The following is a 19184-nucleotide window of genomic DNA, read 5'->3' on the forward strand; positions in this document are numbered from 1 at the left end:
GCGGGAGCCTAACCCTCTGCCATCGCTTGGCCATTGTCACTCGGGAGATCCAGATGCGTTCTGAAACGGCGCCAGCCATCCGGCTGGAAGACTATCAACCGCCTGCATACCGCATTGGAACGGTCGATCTTCGTGTCGAACTTGCGCCAACCGAAACCATCGTACGGGCAGTGCTGTCCATCGCGCGGCAAGACGGGACGCATCCCGGTGCCCCGTTGGAACTGGACGGCGACGAGCTGACACTCGTGTCCTTGACCATTGACGGACAGGCCCCTGCCCAGCACGAATTCAGTGTAACAGCGGATCGACTTGAGCTTTTCACGCCACCGGAGGAGCCGTTCGAACTTGAGATCATCACCCGCCTCAACCCGGATGCCAATACCAAGCTTATGGGGCTGTACCGTTCGTCCGGCACCTATTGCACGCAATGCGAAGCAGAAGGGTTCCGCCGCATCACCTATTTCCTCGATCGGCCTGACGTCCTTTCCGTCTACACAACCCGATTGGAAGCCGAAAAAGACGCATGTCCGGTTCTGTTGGCCAACGGTAACCTTGTTGAACAGGGACTATTGGGTGACACGGGACGGCATTTTGCAGTCTGGCACGACCCGCATCCCAAACCCGCTTACCTTTTCGCGCTTGTGGCTGGTGACCTTGCCCGCGTCCCTGCCCGTTTCACCACGCAATCCGGCAACGAAGCGGAACTCAACATTTATGTTGAACACGGCAAGGAAGACCGGTGCGCGTGGGCTATGGACTCGCTGATACGCTCCATGCGCTGGGATGAAGAAGTGTTTGGCCTCGAATACGATCTGGACGTCTTCAACATTGTCGCAGTTTCGGACTTCAACATGGGGGCGATGGAGAACAAGGGCCTCAATATCTTCAATGATAAATATGTTCTCGCCGATCCGGAAACAGCGACTGATCAGGATTTTGCAAACATAGAAGCCGTGATCGCGCATGAATATTTTCACAACTGGACGGGCAACCGCATCACCTGCCGGGACTGGTTCCAGCTGTGCCTGAAGGAAGGTCTGACGGTTTTTCGCGACCAGGAGTTTTCTTCCGATATGCGTTCGCGCGCCGTGAAGCGGATCGCAGATGTCAGATTGCTCAAGTCGCATCAGTTTCCGGAAGATGCAGGCCCGCTCGCGCATCCGGTTCGACCAAGAACTTATCATGAAATCAATAACTTCTATACTGCCACGGTTTACGAAAAGGGCGCTGAAGTCGTCCGAATGCTGAAAACGCTAATTGGTGATGATGCCTTCAAGGCAGGACTGGATCTCTATTTTGAGCGGCACGACGGTGAAGCCACCACGATTGAGGCCTTCCTGGCGTGCTTTGCCGAAGCAGCGTCAACCAATCTCGATCAGTTTTCGCGTTGGTATGAACAGGCCGGCACGCCGGTTGTAACGGCGGAAACCGACTACGATGCAGGTTCAAAGACATTTACGGTGTCACTGTCCCAGGAAATCCCGCCTGTTCCCGGTCAGAAAACCAGCAAACCAGCTGTTATTCCACTGCGTTTCGGATTGATAGGCGCAAATGGCAACGACCTTGATACGGTCGCTTCCGAGGGTGCACGCGTTCAAGGCGACGTACTGATACTCGACAAGGCACACCAGAAGGTCACCTTCGGCAATGTCGCCTCCCGTCCCGTCCTGTCGCTGCTCAGGGGGTTTTCCGCACCGGTCAGGCTCAATCAAACCCTGTCGCAAGACGAACTTGTGTTCCTTGCTGCCAATGACGGCGATCCCTTCAATCGGTGGCAGGCCGTTCAAAGCCTTTTGATGAAGGATCTCGTTCGCCTGACCGGCGACACAAGGCAGGGAAACTGCGCCGCACCGTCGACGGATACGATTGCTGTGATCGGCAATGTTTTGACCGACGCCTTGCTGGATGAAGCACTGCGTGCACAGGCCCTGGCCCTGCCCAGTGAAGCCGACATCGCTCAGGAGATCGGCAAGAACGTCGATCCAGATGCCGTTTATGAGGCGCGCCAGCTGCTGCGAAAGGCCATTGCAGCTGCACACGGGGCTGAATTTCAGTCGATTGCCAAGTCTACCACGCCAAACGGTTCCTTTTCTCCAGATGCGGTCAGCGCCGGCAAGCGCGCACTCGCCAATCGTGCGCTTTCATTTGTCGCCGTGTCTGAACTGGCAGGGGCCGCAGAAACGATCTGGGAAGGGTTTGCAGCTGCGGACAACATGACCGACAGAATTTCCGCACTGACATTGCTTGTTCATGACCACCTTGCCAAGGAAGACGAGGCTCTTGCCGCTTACCTCAATCGCCATGAGGGCAATTCTCTGGCCATGGACAAATGGTTCGTGACGCAGGCGACAGCCCCTGGAGAAGATGCCCTGGCAAAGGTTCGCGCGCTCAAATCCCACCCGCTCTATGATGCCGGTAACCCCAACCGGGTGCGCTCTTTGCTGCAATCCTTTGCCACAGGCAATCCGACACAGTTTGCACGAAGCGATGGTGCTGGATTTGAGCTTGTTGCCGAATCAGTATTGGAGATCGATCGCCGAAATCCACAGGTAGCTTCCAGGCTTTTGACCAGTTTTCGTTCGTGGCGCGCACTAGACCCACAACGTTCTGCCCTTGCTGAAACTGCCCTCTTGAGGGTTTCATCATTCGAAAATCTGTCAAGAGACAGCCGCGATATCGTCGACAGAACACTGCAATAGTGTGAAATACTGGAAAAGGTTAACGCAACAGCGCGTAAAGCGGCGCGGCGTTAACCATTTTCTTCTTGGCAAGGTCTGGACAAGAACTCGTGTTTTGATTCAAATGGAAGTGATTCGGGGCCGACCCCGAGACGGCGGTTTTTGAGGCACACTTCCTATGGCGCGAGCATTGGCTGGCGACGCATCTGCGCGGCGCGGCGATAAGGAGTCAAACGGAGAAACAAGAACAAGCGACACCAGCTTGTCTCTCCGCTCTCTGCTCACTGCCCTCTCTTCGGGTCTGGCGAGATCAGACAGCCTGATGCGCCGTCTTATTCCGGGCCTCGCCATCATTTTCATCATCGTCCTTGCGATATTTCGGGCCGGTGAACTGGCAAACGGATATACAGACACGCAGCGCTCGGCGCAGACAACACTCAGCCTGATGGCAACTGTTGTTGCAAGCAGTCTGGAAGCATCTGAACCGACCTTGCCGGACACCGGCTACAGGACCACCCTAAAACGTATTCTTGCAGACAGCCTGCCCGCGGGCGCTACCAGCAAGGGACGTATTTACATTGTTGCCGACAAATCAGGCACCGTTGTTGCGACCGCCCCCATTCAACCTGGCCTTGAGAGCCGGCCAATCACCGACTTGCTCGGCCCGTCACAACCGCTGACGGTCTTTGGTGCTCGAGCCGGCGTTCTGTCCATTCCCGTGGACATCGGCGGCCTCGACCAGGAAGAGCAAGTCTTCGCGACCGTCCATCACTTGTCCGGCCGTCTCGGCATGATCGCCGTTGTTCAGCCGGAAACGGACATCTATTCGAGCTGGCGCAATGATCTTTCGGCCAACGTAACCTTGTTCGTCGGAACATCCCTGGTTCTTTTAGCGGTGATCTACGGATTCTTCAGTCAGGCAACACGTGCGGAATCCGCTGACGAAATGTATGCGACCACAAGAGGACGGATCGACACCGCCCTCACCCATGGCCGCTGCGGTCTCTTCGACTGGGATCTTTCCAGGGGCCGGATGTTCTGGTCGTCTTCACTCTACGAGCTGCTTGGGCGGGAGCCCAAAGACGATATTCTGAGCTTTGCAGATGTCGCAGACATCACCCACCCGGATGATATCGACCTCCTCGGCCTTGCCGAGCACCTGCTTGAAAGCGGCGAAACACTGGTCGACGAGACCTTTCGCATGCGGCATTCAGACGGAAGCTGGATCTGGCTCCGGGCTCGCGGTGAAATCCAGTCTGAACCCGGCCGCGCAGAACCGCATCTGATCGGTATTTGCATCGACATCACCGAGCAGCATGAGCTGGCAGAGCAAAGCCGGATGGCCGACCTGCGTTTGCGCGATGCGATCGAAACCATTTCAGAAGCGTTTGTTCTCTGGAATGCCAAGAACGAACTGGTCATCTGCAACTCCAACTACCAATCGCTGCACAGCCTGCCGAGCGCGGTCATCAAGGCCGGAACGCCATATCAGGCAGTCATGGAGGCGGCTTCCAATTCAGAAGTTGCTCCGAGGCCTATCACCGTGACACAGCGCGGCGGAGCGCCCGAAGGGTCTTATGAGGCGCAGCTGGAAGACGGGCGCTGGCTGCAGATTTCTGAGCGCCGCACCAAAGACGGCGGCTTTGTTTCTGTCGGCACCGACATTACCGCGCTGAAGAAACACGAAGAAAAACTGATGGAGTCGGAAAAACGGTTGAAGGCGACGGTTTCCGATCTGCAGAAATCCCGTCAGACGCTTGAGATCCAGGCACGACAGCTCGTGGAAATGGCGGACAAGTACCAGGAAGAAAAGACCCGGGCCGAAGCTGCCAACCAGGCCAAATCGGAGTTTCTTGCAAATATTTCTCATGAACTCCGCACGCCTCTCAACGCGATCATCGGCTTCTCCGACATCATGACGCAGGAGATGTTCGGGCCGCTTGGTACTGATCGCTACAATGACTATTGCAAGGATATCTATTCCTCTGGAACTTACCTGCTCAATGTGATCAACGACGTCCTCGATATGTCCAAGATCGAGGCTGGGCGCATGTCCATCGAAACCGAAATTGTCAGCGCAACGGCGGCGGCAGCAGATGCAGGCCGGATCGTCACCGGTGCTGCGACCGAAAAGAACATCACTGTGGTCGAGGACGTGTCGGACGATTATCAGGTCCTGGCGGACAAGCGGGCGCTGAAACAGATCCTTTTGAACCTGCTGGCCAATGCGGTGAAATTCACGCCGGACAACGGCACGGTCACCTTGCGGGCCATCCCGCGTGGCGACAAGCTGCGCTTCGAGGTGACCGATACAGGCATAGGCATATCGGAGCGCGACATAGAACGCCTTGCGCAGCCGTTCGTTCAGGTGGAAAACCAGTTTACCAAAACCCACCAGGGCTCCGGTCTTGGACTGGCCATTGCCCGCTCACTGGTTGAACTGCATGGCGGCAAGCTGACGATTGAATCTAAGGTGAAAAAGGGTACGACCGTCAGCTTCACGCTCCCGATTGCCGAGGCAGAAGCCGCGTAGTCGCGCAAAACTGATCATTCCTCGATCTCGACTTTTCCAATCAGTCGCACGAACACCGAACGAACCTTGCTTTGCAGCTCCCCCAGTTCGATTTCCAGGCGTGCAAATGTCGGGCTCGAAGACGCTTGCACAAGCAGATCAAGCACTCCGCCCGGAGCCTCGGAAGACACAAACTTGCCGGATAGCACGAGCCGAAGGATTTGCGTAAGCCTGTGGTAGAGGCGCAGCGCCTCCAACAAAAGTTCTGCATCGTCCAGTGCCAGGAAACCAGCGTCCCGCAGCTTTTCAAGAGCTTCTTCGGTCCCCTGCGCCAAAATTTCCTTGCTCTTTTCTGCATTCGCCAACTGCAGGAACTGAGCAATGAATTCAATGTCGACCAACCCACCGGCAACCTGTTTCAGATCCCAGACATCTTTGGTCCCCTTTTCCTTTTCGATGCGCGCCCGCATTGCCCGCACGTCGTTGGCGAGTTGCACGAGGTCACGTGGTTTGGTCAGCGTGTTGCAGATACTCCCGATGATCTTGGCTCTGAATTCCGGCGACGATGACGCAATCACTCTGGCACGGGTCAAAGCCATATGTTCCCAAGTCCACGCATCCCTCTCCTGATAGGCAATAAAGCCGCCCAGATTTGTCGCCAGTGGACCAGCGTTGCCGGACGGGCGCAGCCTGAAGTCGACCTCATAAAGGGAGCCTTCTGCTGTCGGTGCGGAAAGAGCGGTCACAAGCCTTTGGGTCAGGCGGGTGTAATATTGTGAAATCGCCAATGGCCTTCGACCATCGGACTCTTTGACATCTTCAGGAGCTTCATAGAGCAAAATCAGATCAAGATCAGAGGCAGCGGTCATCTCCCGCCCGCCAAGTTTGCCCATGGCAAGAACTGCGACGTCTCCCCCTGGAACGTTGCCGTGGTTCTCGCCGACATGGACCATCACCTGCCGCAGGATGCGGTCAACAACAACTTCCGCCAGTCTGGCCAGGGCAAACCCGACCCGGTCGGCAGAAAGCGTGTCGGAGATCAGCCTCAAGCCGATCAGAAACTGTTGTTCCTGAGTAAAGATGCGCGCCCTGTCCAAGGCTTCTTCGTAAAAGCGAGACTGAGCAAGTGTACGGTCAAGTCCGACACGAAACTCCTGAACGCTCGGCATGGCGCCGAAAAAGGCCGGATCAAGAACGGCGTCCAGAACGTGCACACGCTTTGAGACCGTTTCGGCCATGCGCGGGGCGGCTCCCATCGTCGTTGCAAGAAGCGAGAGCAATTGCGGGTTTGATCTCAAAAGCGAAAACAGCTGCACGCCAGCGGGGAGTTTTGACAGAAAACTGTCGAATGCTCTGAGCGCTGCATCGGCGTTATCAGTTGCCGCAAGCGCTCCAATCAGAGAGGGATGCATTTCTGTCAACCGTTCACGGGCCTTGGTTGACCGGGTGCAGGGGTACCGGCCGAAGTGCCACGATTTGACAATGTTGGCGGCTTCGGACGGTTGCTTAAATCCGAGCCTTGCCAGCGTATCGAGCGTGTCCGGATCATGATCATCGCCGGTGAAAACCAGATTGCCGAGTTCAGACGACAGGCCAGGCTCATCTTCGAAGAGTTCAGCATAGTGATGCTGCACCTTGCGCAGATGATCGAGCAAGACCTCCTCGAAGTCAGGCAGGCTTTCAAATCCCATCAGCGACGCGATACGATTAAGGCCTTCGCTGTCTTTCGGCAGAAGCTGGGTCTGCTCGTCATTCATCATCTGGATGCGATGTTCGACATCCCGCAAGAAGCCATAGGCGTGCCTCAGCTCATCTCTTGCACGCACCCGGATCCAATCCGCATCACAAAGCGCATCGAGCATTTCAAGTGTCCGGCGTCCGCGCAATTTCGGATTGCGCCCGCCTGCAATCAGCTGCTGTGTCTGAACGAAAAATTCCACTTCTCGGATACCGCCACGTCCGAGTTTAACGTTGTGGCCGGCAACCGCGATAACGCCGTGACCCTTGTGCATGTGGATTTGCCGCTTGATCGATTGCACATCCGATATCGCTGCAAAGTCCAGATATTTACGCCAGATGAAAGGTGCAATTTCTCTGAGAAACTCCTCGCCCGCCGGAATGTCCCCAGCGCAGGGGCGTGCCTTGATCAGAGCTGCTCGCTCCCAATTCTGCCCAAGTGACTCGTAATAAACCAATGCCGCGGGAACAGACATTGCAAGCGGCGTTGCTCCCGGATCGGGGCGCAGACGCAAATCGGTTCGGAATACGTATCCCTCAGCCGTTCTGTCCTGCATGATCTTTACCAGGCGCCGGGTCATGCGAACAAATTCCACAGGTGCTTCAGCATTGCCGGACATTGGCGCCTTATCCGGGTCATAGAGCACGATCAGATCAATGTCCGAGGAGTAATTGAGTTCGTTTGCACCGTGTTTGCCCATTGCAAGCACGATCACTCCGCTGTCGATCTCAGGCCGCTCGGCGTCAACAGGTAAAAACTTGTTGCGGCGGGTCAGATCCGTGAGACAAAACCGGATAGCAGCAGTCAGGGCAGCGTCGGCAAAACCGGCAAGCGCTCCTGTTACCCGGTCCAATCCAATCACTCCGCCGACATCCGCCAGCCCCAACGTCAGGGCAAGGTCCTGCTTGAACAGTCTGAGGGCCTGCATGATACCGGCTTCATCTTCCGCAACCGCATTTTCTGCTTCTGACAGCAGCCGACTGATGCGCGCCTCAGGCACTTCTTGCAGCAAGGCCAACAAGCGCGGCGGGTCAGCAAGCATCAAATCGCGCAAATAAGGTGAGTTGGAAATTATGCCTGAAAGAAAACCTCTCAGATTCGGTTTTTCCCGGGACAGGTCTTTCAGGCTTTCGCCCGCCTCGGGATGGTCCAACAGGTCTTTAAGGAAGAGGTCTGCACGGTCCGGATCTGGTGTCCTTGGGACAATGGTTATCCGGTCAGCAAGACTTCCTCTGGTGCCGTTCTCGCCATCAAGGGGCTTCGTCTCCGGTTTTCCCGCCTTGTCCATTTCCGCTCCCGCTGCCATCCGGCTCCGCCCGCTTCAAGTCGATCCGGGCGGACAGGCCCGGTGTCTCATTCTTGAAGCGCAACTCTCCTCCATGCAAGCGGGCGACTGCCTTGACAAGGCTCAATCCAAGTCCGGTTCCAGGTTCTGAACGGCTTTCTTCTAGACGCACGAACCGCTCTATAACCCGTTCCTGATCCTTCTCCGGAATACCGGCACCGTTGTCGCTTACCGACAGCTGTACACGGCCGTCTTCCAGGCTTGCCGACATTCTGATCAAGAGGCTTCCCTCGTCGGGTCGGCCATATTTCAATGCGTTTTCTGTCAGGTTGACCAGAACCTGGCTGATCAGGTCCTTGTTGCACTCGGCATAAAGGCCGGAAGGCACATCAGTCTCTAGGCGGCCCCCTTCATCTTCGATAAGCGGTTCATAGAGCTCGGCGATTTCCGCGACCATTTTGTTCAGGTCCGTTGGTTCCATAACCGTTCCAGGTGCCATCGATTCAATTCTGGCGATCCTCAGCAACGCGTTGAAAATGCGAAGCAGGTGGTCGGTCTCGTCAAGTGTTGCTTCAAGGGCGTCGCGATACCCTTCCTCTCCCTTGGAGTCGCGCAGAGCGACTTCGATGCGTGTCTGAAGACGCGTGAGAGGTGTTTTCAAGTCATGAGCAATGTTGTCTGTCACATCCTTCATCGACTGCATGAGCAACTCAATGCGTTCCAGCATGGTATTGAGATTGACCGCGAGCCGATCGAATTCATCATTGTTTCCGGCAACGGATAGCCGGCCAGTCAAATCGCCATGCATAATCGTCCGGCTCGTTGCCGAAATATCGTCGATGCGCTTCATCACGCGGCTGTTGACAAAGAACCAGGTGATCGCCCCCATCAAAACAATCACGACGAGCCAGAGCCGCAACGCATTCGCCAGAAGATTGGAGAATTTCAGCTGATCGCCGAGATCCCGTCCGACGAGAAGACGAAAACCGCCACGCAGCTCAAACGTGCGCACCATGGCCTGACGTTCAATGTCTTCGGTGTTTTGACCAAGCCTCGTGTAGCGAACGCGGCGCAGTCCGCCATCGGCTTCTTCGAGCACGACAGTCGGAAGGCGGGCAATGTTTCCGACAAGGGCATTGCCGGCAAAGTCGGTCAGCAAATAGAGGCTGGCATCGGGATGTTTGGATCGACGGTCGATGGTTTCCACCAGGTCACGGACGCCGCCGCGAACGTAAACATCCGCCAATCCCTTAAGCTCGGAATCAACGGATTGAACGACCTGTTCGGACATCAAGTGGTCGGTATTTTCAGCCACATAGACGACAAGAAAGCCGGACATGACCGTGAAAACACCGACATAGAGCAACGACAGCTTAAATGCCGTCGTTCGGGTGAATCTAGTGAGCCGTGTCACGGATCGTGTATCCAGCACCTCTGATTGTGTGCAGAAGCGGTGTGGCGAAGCCCTTGTCTATCTTGCTACGCAAGCGCGAGATATGAACGTCGATCACATTGGTTTGCGGGTCGAAGTGATACTCCCAGACATTTTCCAGGAGCATGGTGCGGGTGACCACCTGACCGGCATTCTGCATCAGGTATTCCAGCAAACGGAATTCTCGCGGCTGAAGTGGAATTTCGGTTTCGCCCCGGCGGCAGGAATGCGCCATACGGTCAAGTGTCAGGTCACCGACAGTATAGGTTGTTTCGACCTGGCTGGCGGATTTCGGACGCCTGGCAAGCGCTTCGACACGGGCCTGGAGTTCGGTAAAGGCATAAGGCTTGGGCAGATAGTCGTCACCGCCGGCTTTCAGACCCTTGACCCGGTCATCCACCTGACCGAGGGCGGAAAGGATCAACACCGGTGTGTGATTGCCTTCGTCGCGAAGCTGCTGGATCACGGACAGTCCATCCAGCCTGGGCAACATGCGGTCGACAATGAGGATGTCGTAGTCGCTGTCCAGCGACATCTGCAACCCTGTCTGACCGTCTGCGGCCTGGTCGGCCGTGTGCCCGAGCTCGGTCAGACCCTTCACTAGGTAGCTGGCCGCTTCGGGATCATCTTCGATAACAAGAATCCTCAACATAGCTTCCTTTTACCGTGAGTTGCGCTGAATGAAAATGGCTGGCGGCGGCGATGGATGTGAGACGCCACCGCCAGTCAGTGCGGGTTTAGAGGCTAAACCCTAGGCAAAGACCGGCCTGTCGGGGTTTGGGGGCAGAGGGCAGGCCGGTCTTGCCACACAGGGGCCGGTCCGGGGCGGGACCGGATCCTGATCAGGCAAGGTTCATGGGAAGCGCCACGAACCGTGTTGAGTTGTTGGTTTCGACCCTGAAGAGAACCGCCTTGCGGCCATCCTTTTCAGCCTTGTCGAGTGCCTTGAGAACATCTTCCGGGTTGCTCACCTGCATCCCAGCGACTTCAAGAATGACGTCGCCAGTGCTGAGGCGTTTTTCGGCCGCAGGACTTTCCGGATCGATCTCCGCAATCACAACGCCCTTGCCTTCCATGCCAGCTTCGGACTTGGTGGTCAGAACCAGACCCAACTCATCAAGGCTGGTTTTTGTTTCTTCGACCTGCGGCTGTTCGACAGCAGCCTGTTCCTGCTCCTTCAGACGGCCGAGTGTAACGGTTACGTCCTGTTCTTCGCCGTCTCGCCAGATGGTAACGTCAACCTTGGTGTCCGGCTCATAGGCAGCAACAATCTTGGACAGATCACGAGGCCCTTCGACGCTGGTGCCGTCCACCGCGAGGATGGTGTCGCCTGAGCGCAGGCCAGCCTTCTGAGCCGGGCTGTTTTCCTGCGCTTCCGCGACGATGGCGCCGCGGGCCTGATCAAGGCCAAGGCTTTCCGCGATGTCATCGGTCACGTTCTGGATCTGAACACCCAGCCAGCCGCGTACGACTGTGCCGTCGTTCTTCAGCTCCATGATGACATCTTGCGCGGTCGAAGCCGGGATTGCGAAGGCAATACCGACATTGCCACCAGACGGCGAGAAGATCGCCGCATTCACACCAATCACCTCACCCTTCATGTTGAAGGCCGGACCACCGGAGTTTCCGCGATTGACGGGTGCGTCAATCTGGATGAAGTCGTCGTAAGGACCAGCTCCGATATCGCGTCCACGAGCGGAGACGATGCCTGCGGTCACAGAACCGCCGAGACCGAACGGATTGCCGATTGCGACAGTCCACTCTCCGACTTCCGGAGCATCATCAGCAAAATCGACATAGGTAAAGTCGTTGTCGCTTTCGACTTTCAACAGCGCCAGATCTGTGCGCTTGTCCGCGCCGATCAGGGTTGCGTTGTACTCATCACCATTCTGATCGATGACCGTAAATTCGGTACCGCGATCAATCACGTGATGATTGGTGACGACAAACCCATCTTTGGAGATGAAGAAGCCGGAGCCCTGGGACATGCCGAACTGACGCGGATTGCGACGCTCGCGCTGGCCTTCTTCACCACCACGGTTTCCAAAGTCACGGAAGAAGCGTTCAAACGGATGCCCGTCTGGCAAGCCTTTAAAGAATTCCTGGGATCCCTCTCCGCCGTTGAAGTTCATCATGCGGGGCTCGGCTGCCTGCTTCACGCGCACGCTGACAACGGCAGGGCTTACGGTGCTGACAACGTCAGAAAAGTCCGCCGGAGACGCTGCATTCACGCGTACAGCCTCGGCGTGCGCCAACTGGCTGGGGACTATGGTTTGCGCGGTCAAAAGACCCGCAGCGCCGAGCGCGAATACTCCTGCCAGTAATTTGGCGCGGCGAGACCGCAAGGGAGAAACTGACCGACCGTTTTGCATATTATCTTCCTCTGTAGACTTTCAAATTGAAGGTCGTTGCAGGAACGCTTGCGGGGACTCACGTTCCGGTTCGAGAAAGAACTTAGGTAATCGTTCCTTACAGCCGCCTGTCGGTAGCATTACGTTTTTGTAAGATTGTGCTGGAGGCGCGCAGCTTCGGCAATGAACCGCTGACTTCTGCGCTGTGGTTCATACAAAATAGAGTATCGGCAAATGGTCTCTTCAGCCGGAGACAACCTTTGTAGAGTTGCTTCTCACGACGAAGGAACTGGAAACAACACTGGCGCGTCCCCCGCCTGCCATCTAGACCATTTGGGCATTACGGCCTGGAATTGTTCAGAAGTCTCAAATGCACCAAGCCATGCCTTGATGGCATTCCAAGCCTCTCCGTCGAACCATGTTCGGTCGCAATTGGCAAATTGGCGGACAAAAGGAAGAATGGCGTAATCGGCAAGTGACGCACGTTTTCCCATCAACCAGGAGCCTTGCGACAAGCGCTTTTCCCACCGCCAGAGGATATCGGAGGCAGCGCTGCGCTCGGTTTCTCTGTCTGCGTCCTGATAACGGGTATCGTATTTGTAACGGTCAAGATGGTGCTTGAAAGGACCGTCACATATTTCGATCAATTCAAGTGCGTCATCAAGCGTCCCAACTTCGGGCCGCAACCAATGCTCCGGATCGGATTGACGCAACGTCCACAACATGATGTCCAAGCTTTCATCAAGCACGAAGTTACCTTCCTTGAGGCAAGGAACTGTTGCTGATGGCGACGTTTTCAGAAAGTCCGGAGCCTTGTCGCGCAGTACAATCTCGCGCAGTTCAACTGTTTTTCTGCTTGCATGAAAAGCAAGACGCGCCCGAATTGCATAGGGACATCGCCGAAAGGAGTACAGAATTGGGTAGGTATTCATGCTTATTCTTTATTTCAATCATAAAGTGCAAAAAACACATTATGAAACCAAGCGATTGCAACTTGAAGGCTTTTTCTTCACCGGTTGTAAATGAATTGCAGTGATACTTTTGACTTAGGGTATCAACATGACTGAGTCGCTCCTTCAACTTGCAAAAGACAGTTCCGCAGACAAGAAACACGAGCTTGCAGAGCACGTGACCGAACTGCTTGTAGCACGGGCAAGTGACACTCAATCAGAAGAAACCAGTCTCCTGAACAATATGCTCGAAGGCGTTTACGATTCTCTGGAATTGGAAGCCCGGAAAACAATGTCCGAACGCCTTTGCACTGTCGAGGCGACTTCGAACAAGCTTGCCGTAGCGATGGCAAGCGATGATTTGCCGGTCGCCCAAGCGGTTCTGGAGCGCTCCAATTGCCTTCGCGAGAAAGATCTTCAAAATATCGCCGCAACCAAGGACGAAGCCTATCTGCTTGCGTTGGCCAAACGCGACCATATCAGCAAGGATCTGGGCGGTATCCTCGTCAATCGCGGCAGCAAAAAGGTTAAGCATGCGGTCGCCGCAAATCTGGGTGCCGAGATCACCCTGCCGGTGTTCGAGTCCCTGGTCAAAGACATGCCCAAACAGCTGGGAGACCGCATCCGGCATCTGCGCAAGTCGAATGACGAATTGATTGAAGACCTTTTCAAGGACGACGGAGATATCGCTGCCGGCAAAGAGCTTGTCAAACGCCCGTCAAAGATCAGCCCGAAGGCATGGCTGATGGGCATCAGGCTAAAGAAAACCAACCTGAACAAGGCAATCTATCAGCTCTCCATCGAGCATAATCTTCTGGATGCCGTCGCACTGTTGTCCTTTTTCTGCGGACTGGACATGAAATATGTTCACAACCTGATGGTTCGCTTCGATTCAACAGGCATCGCCACAGTTTGTCGTGCAACCGGTATTGGCGCGAAGGAATTTCAAGCCATCTGCAAGGAACGCTGCAAGCACCTGAAGTTTCCAGAAAGCACCGGCAGCAAGTGGCTGACCAACTACCACATGCTGGATGAAACCGATGCCCGGCGCCTGCTGTCGCTCATGAAGATGAAGCTGAAGGCAACAAAGCAGAAAAAGGCTGCCTGACATTTCTTGAAACGTCGAGGGCTGGCAGCAGTCAGGTCCATCCGGATTTCAATTCCCAGCACAGCGGGCCCACAAAGATCAGCCATCTCTCCAATTTGCATCATCGCCAGTCTGCTGCACCGGCGAGAGTTGTTTCAATTGCCTTGATGGTTGCCTGAACTGACCCGGGCAACAGCTTTTCATAAGCATGAAGAGCATATACGGGTGTTTGTTCGAGCGCGTGTTCTCCGAAAAGAGGTACAAGTCGTCCTGTTCGCAAGTCTTCAACGACCCCAATGTCAGGCAGCAACGCAACGCCCAGGCCTTCCCGGGCGAGCGCTGCGATGGCCTCGACCGTGTTGCTTCTGATACCTGGTGTGAAATGAAGGTGTATCGGAGTGCCGTCCTTTTGAGGTTGAAGGATGTGCTCAAGATATTCCGGCTCGCGCGCATGAGCGATATAGGGGAGCGACTGCACCCATTCCTGGAAGGTCGGATTGTCACGGGAAGGTGCTGCATCGAGCAGGCCAGGTGCAACGCAAAGCATATCGTGCAAGGCTCCAACACGTCGCGCCCTCAAACTGCTGTCGGGCAGGTCTCCAACGGTCAGGGACACGTCAATTCCTTCTGCAATCAGATCAAGCCGTTTGTCGTCAGCGATAACCTGTGGCTTGAGATGAGGAAACTGCCGCCTCACATACGCCATTGCCGGCGCTATGACGGTCGAGATCAATGCATGGGGAGCCGTGATCGTAATTGGCCCGGATGGCCTGGCGCCAAAGGCTTCCATTTCCGTTTGTGCAAGTCGCGACAACGCAATCAGTTCTTTGCATTTTTGGTAGTACCGCTTTCCCGCCGGCGTCAGTGACAAACGCCGCGTCGTGCGCACAGCGAGCTTCACGTCAAGTTCCGTCTCAAGCCGCTTCAGGTTTTGACTGACGGCGGACTTGGCCAAGTTCATCTCATCTGCGGCACGCGTTATCGACCCGGTCTCGACAATGGTGACGAACGTTTGCGGCAAGACGGACAACATTGATTATTTATTCTCCTAAAATGAACAGTATTTTCTTTTTTATACTCTTTTTAGAACATTAGAACCATCTCAAATTAGCGGCACCGGAAATCATCACGGAGCCGAGCATGACCCGCCTTGTTACCTTTGAGTTAACCTCAGCCGACCGAGCCGCTGACAGCCCCGCCTCCTTCCTGGAAACCATCGTGCCGCAGATCCGTTGTTTCGAGCGCCGCAAAACGGCTGAATTTGCCGTGTCTGAAAACGCGCCTTTCCCGGCTTAGCTTACTGAAAAGCGGCAATCAAAAGCAGGATTTGAAGCTTGTCTGAACTGGCATTTTGAACGCGGCGACTACGCATGAATGCACCAACTTCTCGCCACCGAGCCTGCCTCACTCACCTCACCCAAGCCTGACACATGCATTAAGGAACCAAATCAATGAAACTGAAACACTCGCTTACCGCCCTTGTCGCAATTCTCGCTCTCACGTGCGGACAGAGCTTCGCGCAGGATGCGGAGACACGTGCTGCCAGCGAATATGAACTTAGCACCGCCGTTGCGAAAGCCAGCCGTGCCTGGCGCGATGCCTTCAATGCTGGCGACGCAGCCGCTGCGGCAGCGCTTTATGAAGAAGACGCTGTCATGGTCGCTAAACCGTTCGGTACGTTCAAGGGCCGGGCCGCCATTGAGGGGTTCTGGACAAAACTCATTGAAGATGGATTTGATGATGTCGTCTATTTCAACACGTCAACCACAATCGTTGACAAAGGCCTGACATCCGCGCGCGTTGCAGCGGATTGGCAAATGAACAATGCACAAGGGATCATCACCAATGAGCATTGGGTCCTTCAGCCTGACGGTAGTGTCTTGTTGCGCGAAGATCACTTCGAGGTTGCACAGTAAAACCGGCGGCCCCATCCGCTACCTTTAAGCGACCCCTTTCTTCCGTTGAAAGCCGCAACTCCGACCTGCGTGTTCAACATCGACGCGCAGGTCTTTTCAAACACATTGCCGCGACAGTGAACAAAGCTCTGAACACTTGCATTTGCTGCAGCGCACGGTCCATTCACTGTGATTTTTCACAATGCACCCAAGATTAATTGAATTTTTTCGGTGCGTTTTATCCAGTTGTAAACGGTCTATACGGTAGTCCTGAAGGTCAAAAGAACGGATTGGCCCCGATATGATCGAAGATATTCTTAATCTCGCCCAGGAAACGACGCCGGAAAAACGCCATCAGCTCGTCGAACACGTCACCGAGCTGTTTGTAAATGGTGCGGACAGTTACCAGACCGAAGAGATCACCCTCTTCAACACGGTGCTTGAAAAGATGTTGCCGGCAATGGAGCGGGAACAAAAGAAAGACGTATCCGAACAGCTAGCTCCAATCGACACGACATCATCGGAGATTGCCAACCATTTGGCCCGAGAAGAAATCGATATCGCGCGTCCAATGCTTACCCAATCCAAAGCGCTGGCGAGCGAAGACATTCTCCGTTTGGCCAAGACAATGGGGCAAGGTCACCTGCTGGCCATTTCCAAACGCGACAACCTTGAATCGAAAGTCACCGACGTGCTTCTGGAGCGCGGTGAAAGCCCGGTCAAACAATCCGTTGCCGCCAACTCCGGGGCAGAATTTTCCGATTGGGGCTCCCGCCTGCTCATCAAGCTCGCCGAACGTGATGACAAGATCCGTGATGCGCTGATGGAGCGTGCAGACGTCAGCGAAGCGGACTATGAAAAGCTCATCGCACAAATGCCGAGCGAGCAGCAAAAGCGCATACGCGAGATGCGATCTCAAAATGAAGAGCTCATTCACGACCTCTTTCACAAGGCAAGCAAGGTCGTTGCCAGCTCGAAACTGGAACGCAAAGCAACCCGGATCGACTCCAAAGCTGTCCTGAAGGAAATCCGTGCCGGTCAGCGCACTCTCGGCAAGGCCATTACCAAGTTGGCTCTGTCAAACAACCTATTGGACATCTGTTTTCTGCTCGCAGAAATGGCTGGGCTGGAGCAGAAATACGTCACCAATGTCATGGTTCGATACGACGCAACAGGCGTGGCCGTTCTTTGTCGTGCACTGGGCGTGGACAACACCGACTACAACGCATTGTGCAAGGCGCGCGCCATGCATAACAAGCAACCGCAATCGACCGTGGAAAACTGGATAAACGATTACCAGTCGCTCACGGACCGGGATGCGCGCCGTCTGCTGTCTTTCATGAAAATCCGCCTTTCATCGCTCGAAAGCGAGGCAGCTGCCTAGCACAGTCAGCCTGCCTCTTTTCGCGTCGACGCTATTTCATTTCTTCGCGGGTCACCACAGCAGCACCTGCTTCCAGCGTCCGATGGACCGGACACTTGTCGGCTATCTCAAGCATGCGAGCACGTGTTTGGGCATCCAGATCGCCTTCCAGAGAGATAACGCGCTCGAAGCGATCGATCTTGCCCCCCTTGGCCTTCTGCTCCTCAGAGCACTCCTGGCAATCGGCCGCGTGGACCTTGTCATGAAGCACCCGCGTTCCGATGCGGTCAAGTTGCAGTCCCTTGCGATCGGCATACATGCGCAACGTCATCACCGTACACGCGCCGAGAGCTGCCGACAGGTAGCCGTAAGGAGACGGACCGCTGTCCAGACCGCCATAGGAAGTCGGTTCGTCGGCAATCAACCGATGATGCCCTGTGGCGACCATTGCCTGGAATTTGCCCTGACCTGTCTCGACAACGTCAACGCCTTCCGGGACCGGTTCGTTCTGCGATCCTTCGTCCTTGTCGAGATATGCGCTCGCCCAGCCGGCAATCACACGAGCCGCATAAGCAGCGTCCTCGCTCCGCGTTAGCAGATGATCCGCCTTGTCCAGCGATACGAAACTCTTCGGGTGTTTGGCGGCAACGAAAATACTGGTCGCATTGTCAATGCCAACCGTTTCGTCCAGGGGCGCGTGCATAACAAGCAGCGGTTTGCCGAGGCTGGCCGTTTTCGATTGAACGGATTGCGCCTCCAGGTCCTCCAGGAACTCCTTCCGGATCGTGAAGGTGCGGCCCGCGAGATCAACTTCGCCAAGCCCATTTTCCCGAATTTCGTCTTCCGCCCCTTTGAAGTTGTGGATCACATGATCAGCATCTGAAGGCGCGCCGATTGTAACCACGGCACGCGCTTCGGGTATGTCACCGGCAACGCTCAGGACCGCAGCTCCCCCGAGGGAATGGCCAATTATGAGCTGTGGCGCTTCGTAGTTCTTGCGCAAAAAGTCAGCGGCCAACTTCAGATCTTCGACATTCGAAGAAAAACCGGTGGAAGAGAAATCGCCACCACTGCCGCCAAGTCCGGTGAAGTCGAAGCGAAGAACAGCGATACCTTCGGCGGAGAGAGCACCGGCGATGTGGCGCGCGGCAGGAATGTCCTTTGAACAGGTAAAGCAATGAGCGAACAACGCAAATGCCCGAATTTTACCAGCTGGAAGATCCAATCGGGCCGCCAGCTTCGCACCATGTGCGCCGTCAAATTCCAGTTTCTGTGGTCGACTTGCCATATCCAGGCCCTCCAGCGTTTGTCTGCGCCAGAGGTAAGCACGCCCAATAGCCATACAAGTAACGCCTTGGTGTGAACAATGTGATCCGGCCTTGCTGGTGTTCAGCTGGCCGCAGGTTCAATCCGTTTTTTCAAGCAAGGCCTTCAGGCGTCTCTCTTCCTCAGCCGACAGTTTCGTCTGCGCGGAACCTGCCTCGGCCTGTAAACGTTTCGGGCGCCCCCGTAGTGTCACAACAATTGCGATCATGCCGGCGACCAGTGAAATTGGACCGGCTGCCCACAACAAGATCGTGTGCCAGGCAAGCCTCGGCTTCAGCAATACAAATTCGCCGTATCGCGACACCAGATAGTCGATTACCTGCTTGTCGCTGTCGCCGGCAACAAGCCTTTCACGGACCAGGACACGCAAGTCTTTTGCCAAGGGTGCATCGCTGTCATCGATGGACTGGTTCTGACACACCATGCAGCGGAGTTCAGCTGAAAGCGCCCTTGCGCGCTGTTCCAACACCGGATCATCCAGAACCTCGTCCGGCGTAACCGCATGTACGGAGGGAACCATCAAGCAAATACTCAGGACAAAGGCTGAAAAGAACGTCTTCCACATGG

General features: G+C 55.4%; 14 protein-coding genes. 6 read left to right on the top strand and 8 right to left on the bottom strand.

The genetic code is table 11. The annotated features are described in order from the left end of the window. Positions 1–53 precede the first annotated feature (53 nt). Both pepN and Q0835_RS02805 read left to right on the top strand, forming a co-directional pair. Positions 54–2699, top strand: coding sequence for an aminopeptidase N (gene pepN / locus Q0835_RS02800; protein WP_298958244.1), 2646 nt, complete (start codon positions 54–56; stop codon positions 2697–2699). A 157-nt stretch (positions 2700–2856) separates the two neighbouring features. Then, positions 2857–5211, top strand: a complete 2355-nt coding sequence (locus Q0835_RS02805) for an ATP-binding protein (RefSeq protein WP_298958245.1) — start codon at positions 2857–2859, stop codon at positions 5209–5211. A gap of 14 nt (positions 5212–5225) precedes the next feature. Here Q0835_RS02805 and Q0835_RS02810 read toward each other — a convergent pair whose 3' ends face one another. The 5 genes from Q0835_RS02810 to Q0835_RS02830 all read right to left on the bottom strand — a co-directional run bounded on the left by Q0835_RS02810 (position 5226) and on the right by Q0835_RS02830 (position 12928). Next, complete coding sequence (locus tag Q0835_RS02810; protein WP_366142316.1) at positions 5226–8234, bottom strand: bifunctional [glutamine synthetase] adenylyltransferase/[glutamine synthetase]-adenylyl-L-tyrosine phosphorylase; 3009 nt, start codon at positions 8232–8234, stop codon at positions 5226–5228. Then, positions 8179–9627 (bottom strand): HAMP domain-containing sensor histidine kinase, encoded by a 1449-nt coding sequence (locus Q0835_RS02815; protein ID WP_298958246.1) that lies wholly within the window; start codon positions 9625–9627, stop codon positions 8179–8181. The genes Q0835_RS02810 and Q0835_RS02815 overlap by 56 nt, the downstream gene beginning before the upstream one ends. Continuing rightward, positions 9611–10297 (bottom strand): response regulator transcription factor, encoded by a 687-nt coding sequence (locus tag Q0835_RS02820; protein ID WP_298815978.1) that lies wholly within the window; start codon positions 10295–10297, stop codon positions 9611–9613. The genes Q0835_RS02815 and Q0835_RS02820 overlap by 17 nt, the downstream gene beginning before the upstream one ends. Positions 10298–10487: 190 nt before the next feature. After that, positions 10488–12017 carry a Do family serine endopeptidase gene (locus tag Q0835_RS02825; RefSeq protein WP_298958248.1) on the bottom strand — a complete coding sequence of 510 codons (1530 nt, stop codon included), beginning with the start codon at positions 12015–12017 and terminating at the stop codon, positions 10488–10490. A 254-nt stretch (positions 12018–12271) separates the two neighbouring features. Beyond that, complete coding sequence (locus Q0835_RS02830) at positions 12272–12928, bottom strand: glutathione S-transferase (RefSeq protein ID WP_298958250.1); 657 nt, start codon at positions 12926–12928, stop codon at positions 12272–12274. Positions 12929–13055: 127 nt separating this feature from the next. Here Q0835_RS02830 and Q0835_RS02835 point away from each other — a divergent pair, with 127 nt between their 5' ends. After that, positions 13056–14054, top strand: a complete 999-nt coding sequence (locus tag Q0835_RS02835; RefSeq protein WP_298958252.1) for a DUF2336 domain-containing protein — start codon at positions 13056–13058, stop codon at positions 14052–14054. A gap of 100 nt (positions 14055–14154) precedes the next feature. Here the strand turns inward: Q0835_RS02835 and Q0835_RS02840 are convergent, their stop codons facing one another. Continuing rightward, positions 14155–15066, bottom strand: a complete 912-nt coding sequence (locus Q0835_RS02840) for a LysR substrate-binding domain-containing protein (RefSeq protein ID WP_298958254.1) — start codon at positions 15064–15066, stop codon at positions 14155–14157. A 107-nt stretch (positions 15067–15173) separates the two neighbouring features. On the opposite strand from Q0835_RS02840, the gene Q0835_RS02845 reads away from it, so the two are divergent. The 3 genes from Q0835_RS02845 (at position 15174) to Q0835_RS02855 (ending at position 17312) form a co-directional block, all read left to right on the top strand. After that, positions 15174–15329 (top strand): hypothetical protein, encoded by a 156-nt coding sequence (locus tag Q0835_RS02845; RefSeq protein WP_298958256.1) that lies wholly within the window; start codon positions 15174–15176, stop codon positions 15327–15329. Positions 15330–15484: 155 nt separating this feature from the next. Next, positions 15485–15949 carry a nuclear transport factor 2 family protein gene (locus Q0835_RS02850; protein ID WP_298958258.1) on the top strand — a complete coding sequence of 155 codons (465 nt, stop codon included), beginning with the start codon at positions 15485–15487 and terminating at the stop codon, positions 15947–15949. Positions 15950–16229: 280 nt separating this feature from the next. Continuing rightward, a complete protein-coding gene (locus Q0835_RS02855; protein ID WP_298815964.1) occupies positions 16230–17312 on the top strand; it encodes a DUF2336 domain-containing protein in 1083 nt (360 codons plus the stop codon). A gap of 31 nt (positions 17313–17343) precedes the next feature. Here the strand turns inward: Q0835_RS02855 and Q0835_RS02860 are convergent, their stop codons facing one another. Continuing rightward, positions 17344–18579, bottom strand: coding sequence for a bifunctional alpha/beta hydrolase/OsmC family protein (locus tag Q0835_RS02860; protein ID WP_298958260.1), 1236 nt, complete (start codon positions 18577–18579; stop codon positions 17344–17346). Between the two features lie 117 nt (positions 18580–18696). Next, the gene (locus Q0835_RS02865; RefSeq protein WP_298958261.1) at positions 18697–19182 is read right to left on the bottom strand and encodes a cytochrome c-type biogenesis protein; all 486 of its coding nucleotides are present in this window, start codon (positions 19180–19182) and stop codon (positions 18697–18699) included. Positions 19183–19184 lie beyond the last annotated feature (2 nt).

This window comes from uncultured Roseibium sp. (assembly GCF_947499295.1).
Taxonomy (GTDB): Bacteria; Pseudomonadota; Alphaproteobacteria; order Rhizobiales; family Stappiaceae; genus Roseibium.

What these genes read in the sequence shown, in the direction of transcription:
- Q0835_RS02855 (WP_298815964.1), top strand. Translation starts at nt 16,230, where the DNA reads ATGATCGAAGATATTCTTAATCTCGCCCAGGAAACGACGCCGGAAAAA.
- Q0835_RS02810 (WP_366142316.1), bottom strand. Translation starts at nt 8,234, where the DNA reads ATGGCAGCGGGAGCGGAAATGGACAAGGCGGGAAAACCGGAGACGAAG.
- pepN (WP_298958244.1), top strand. Translation starts at nt 54, where the DNA reads ATGCGTTCTGAAACGGCGCCAGCCATCCGGCTGGAAGACTATCAACCG.
- Q0835_RS02835 (WP_298958252.1), top strand. Translation starts at nt 13,056, where the DNA reads ATGACTGAGTCGCTCCTTCAACTTGCAAAAGACAGTTCCGCAGACAAG.
- Q0835_RS02820 (WP_298815978.1), bottom strand. Translation starts at nt 10,297, where the DNA reads ATGTTGAGGATTCTTGTTATCGAAGATGATCCCGAAGCGGCCAGCTAC.
- Q0835_RS02825 (WP_298958248.1), bottom strand. Translation starts at nt 12,017, where the DNA reads ATGCAAAACGGTCGGTCAGTTTCTCCCTTGCGGTCTCGCCGCGCCAAA.
- Q0835_RS02860 (WP_298958260.1), bottom strand. Translation starts at nt 18,579, where the DNA reads ATGGCAAGTCGACCACAGAAACTGGAATTTGACGGCGCACATGGTGCG.
- Q0835_RS02805 (WP_298958245.1), top strand. Translation starts at nt 2,857, where the DNA reads ATGGCGCGAGCATTGGCTGGCGACGCATCTGCGCGGCGCGGCGATAAG.
- Q0835_RS02845 (WP_298958256.1), top strand. Translation starts at nt 15,174, where the DNA reads ATGACCCGCCTTGTTACCTTTGAGTTAACCTCAGCCGACCGAGCCGCT.
- Q0835_RS02830 (WP_298958250.1), bottom strand. Translation starts at nt 12,928, where the DNA reads ATGAATACCTACCCAATTCTGTACTCCTTTCGGCGATGTCCCTATGCA.
- Q0835_RS02840 (WP_298958254.1), bottom strand. Translation starts at nt 15,066, where the DNA reads ATGTTGTCCGTCTTGCCGCAAACGTTCGTCACCATTGTCGAGACCGGG.
- Q0835_RS02865 (WP_298958261.1), bottom strand. Translation starts at nt 19,182, where the DNA reads ATGTGGAAGACGTTCTTTTCAGCCTTTGTCCTGAGTATTTGCTTGATG.
- Q0835_RS02850 (WP_298958258.1), top strand. Translation starts at nt 15,485, where the DNA reads ATGAAACTGAAACACTCGCTTACCGCCCTTGTCGCAATTCTCGCTCTC.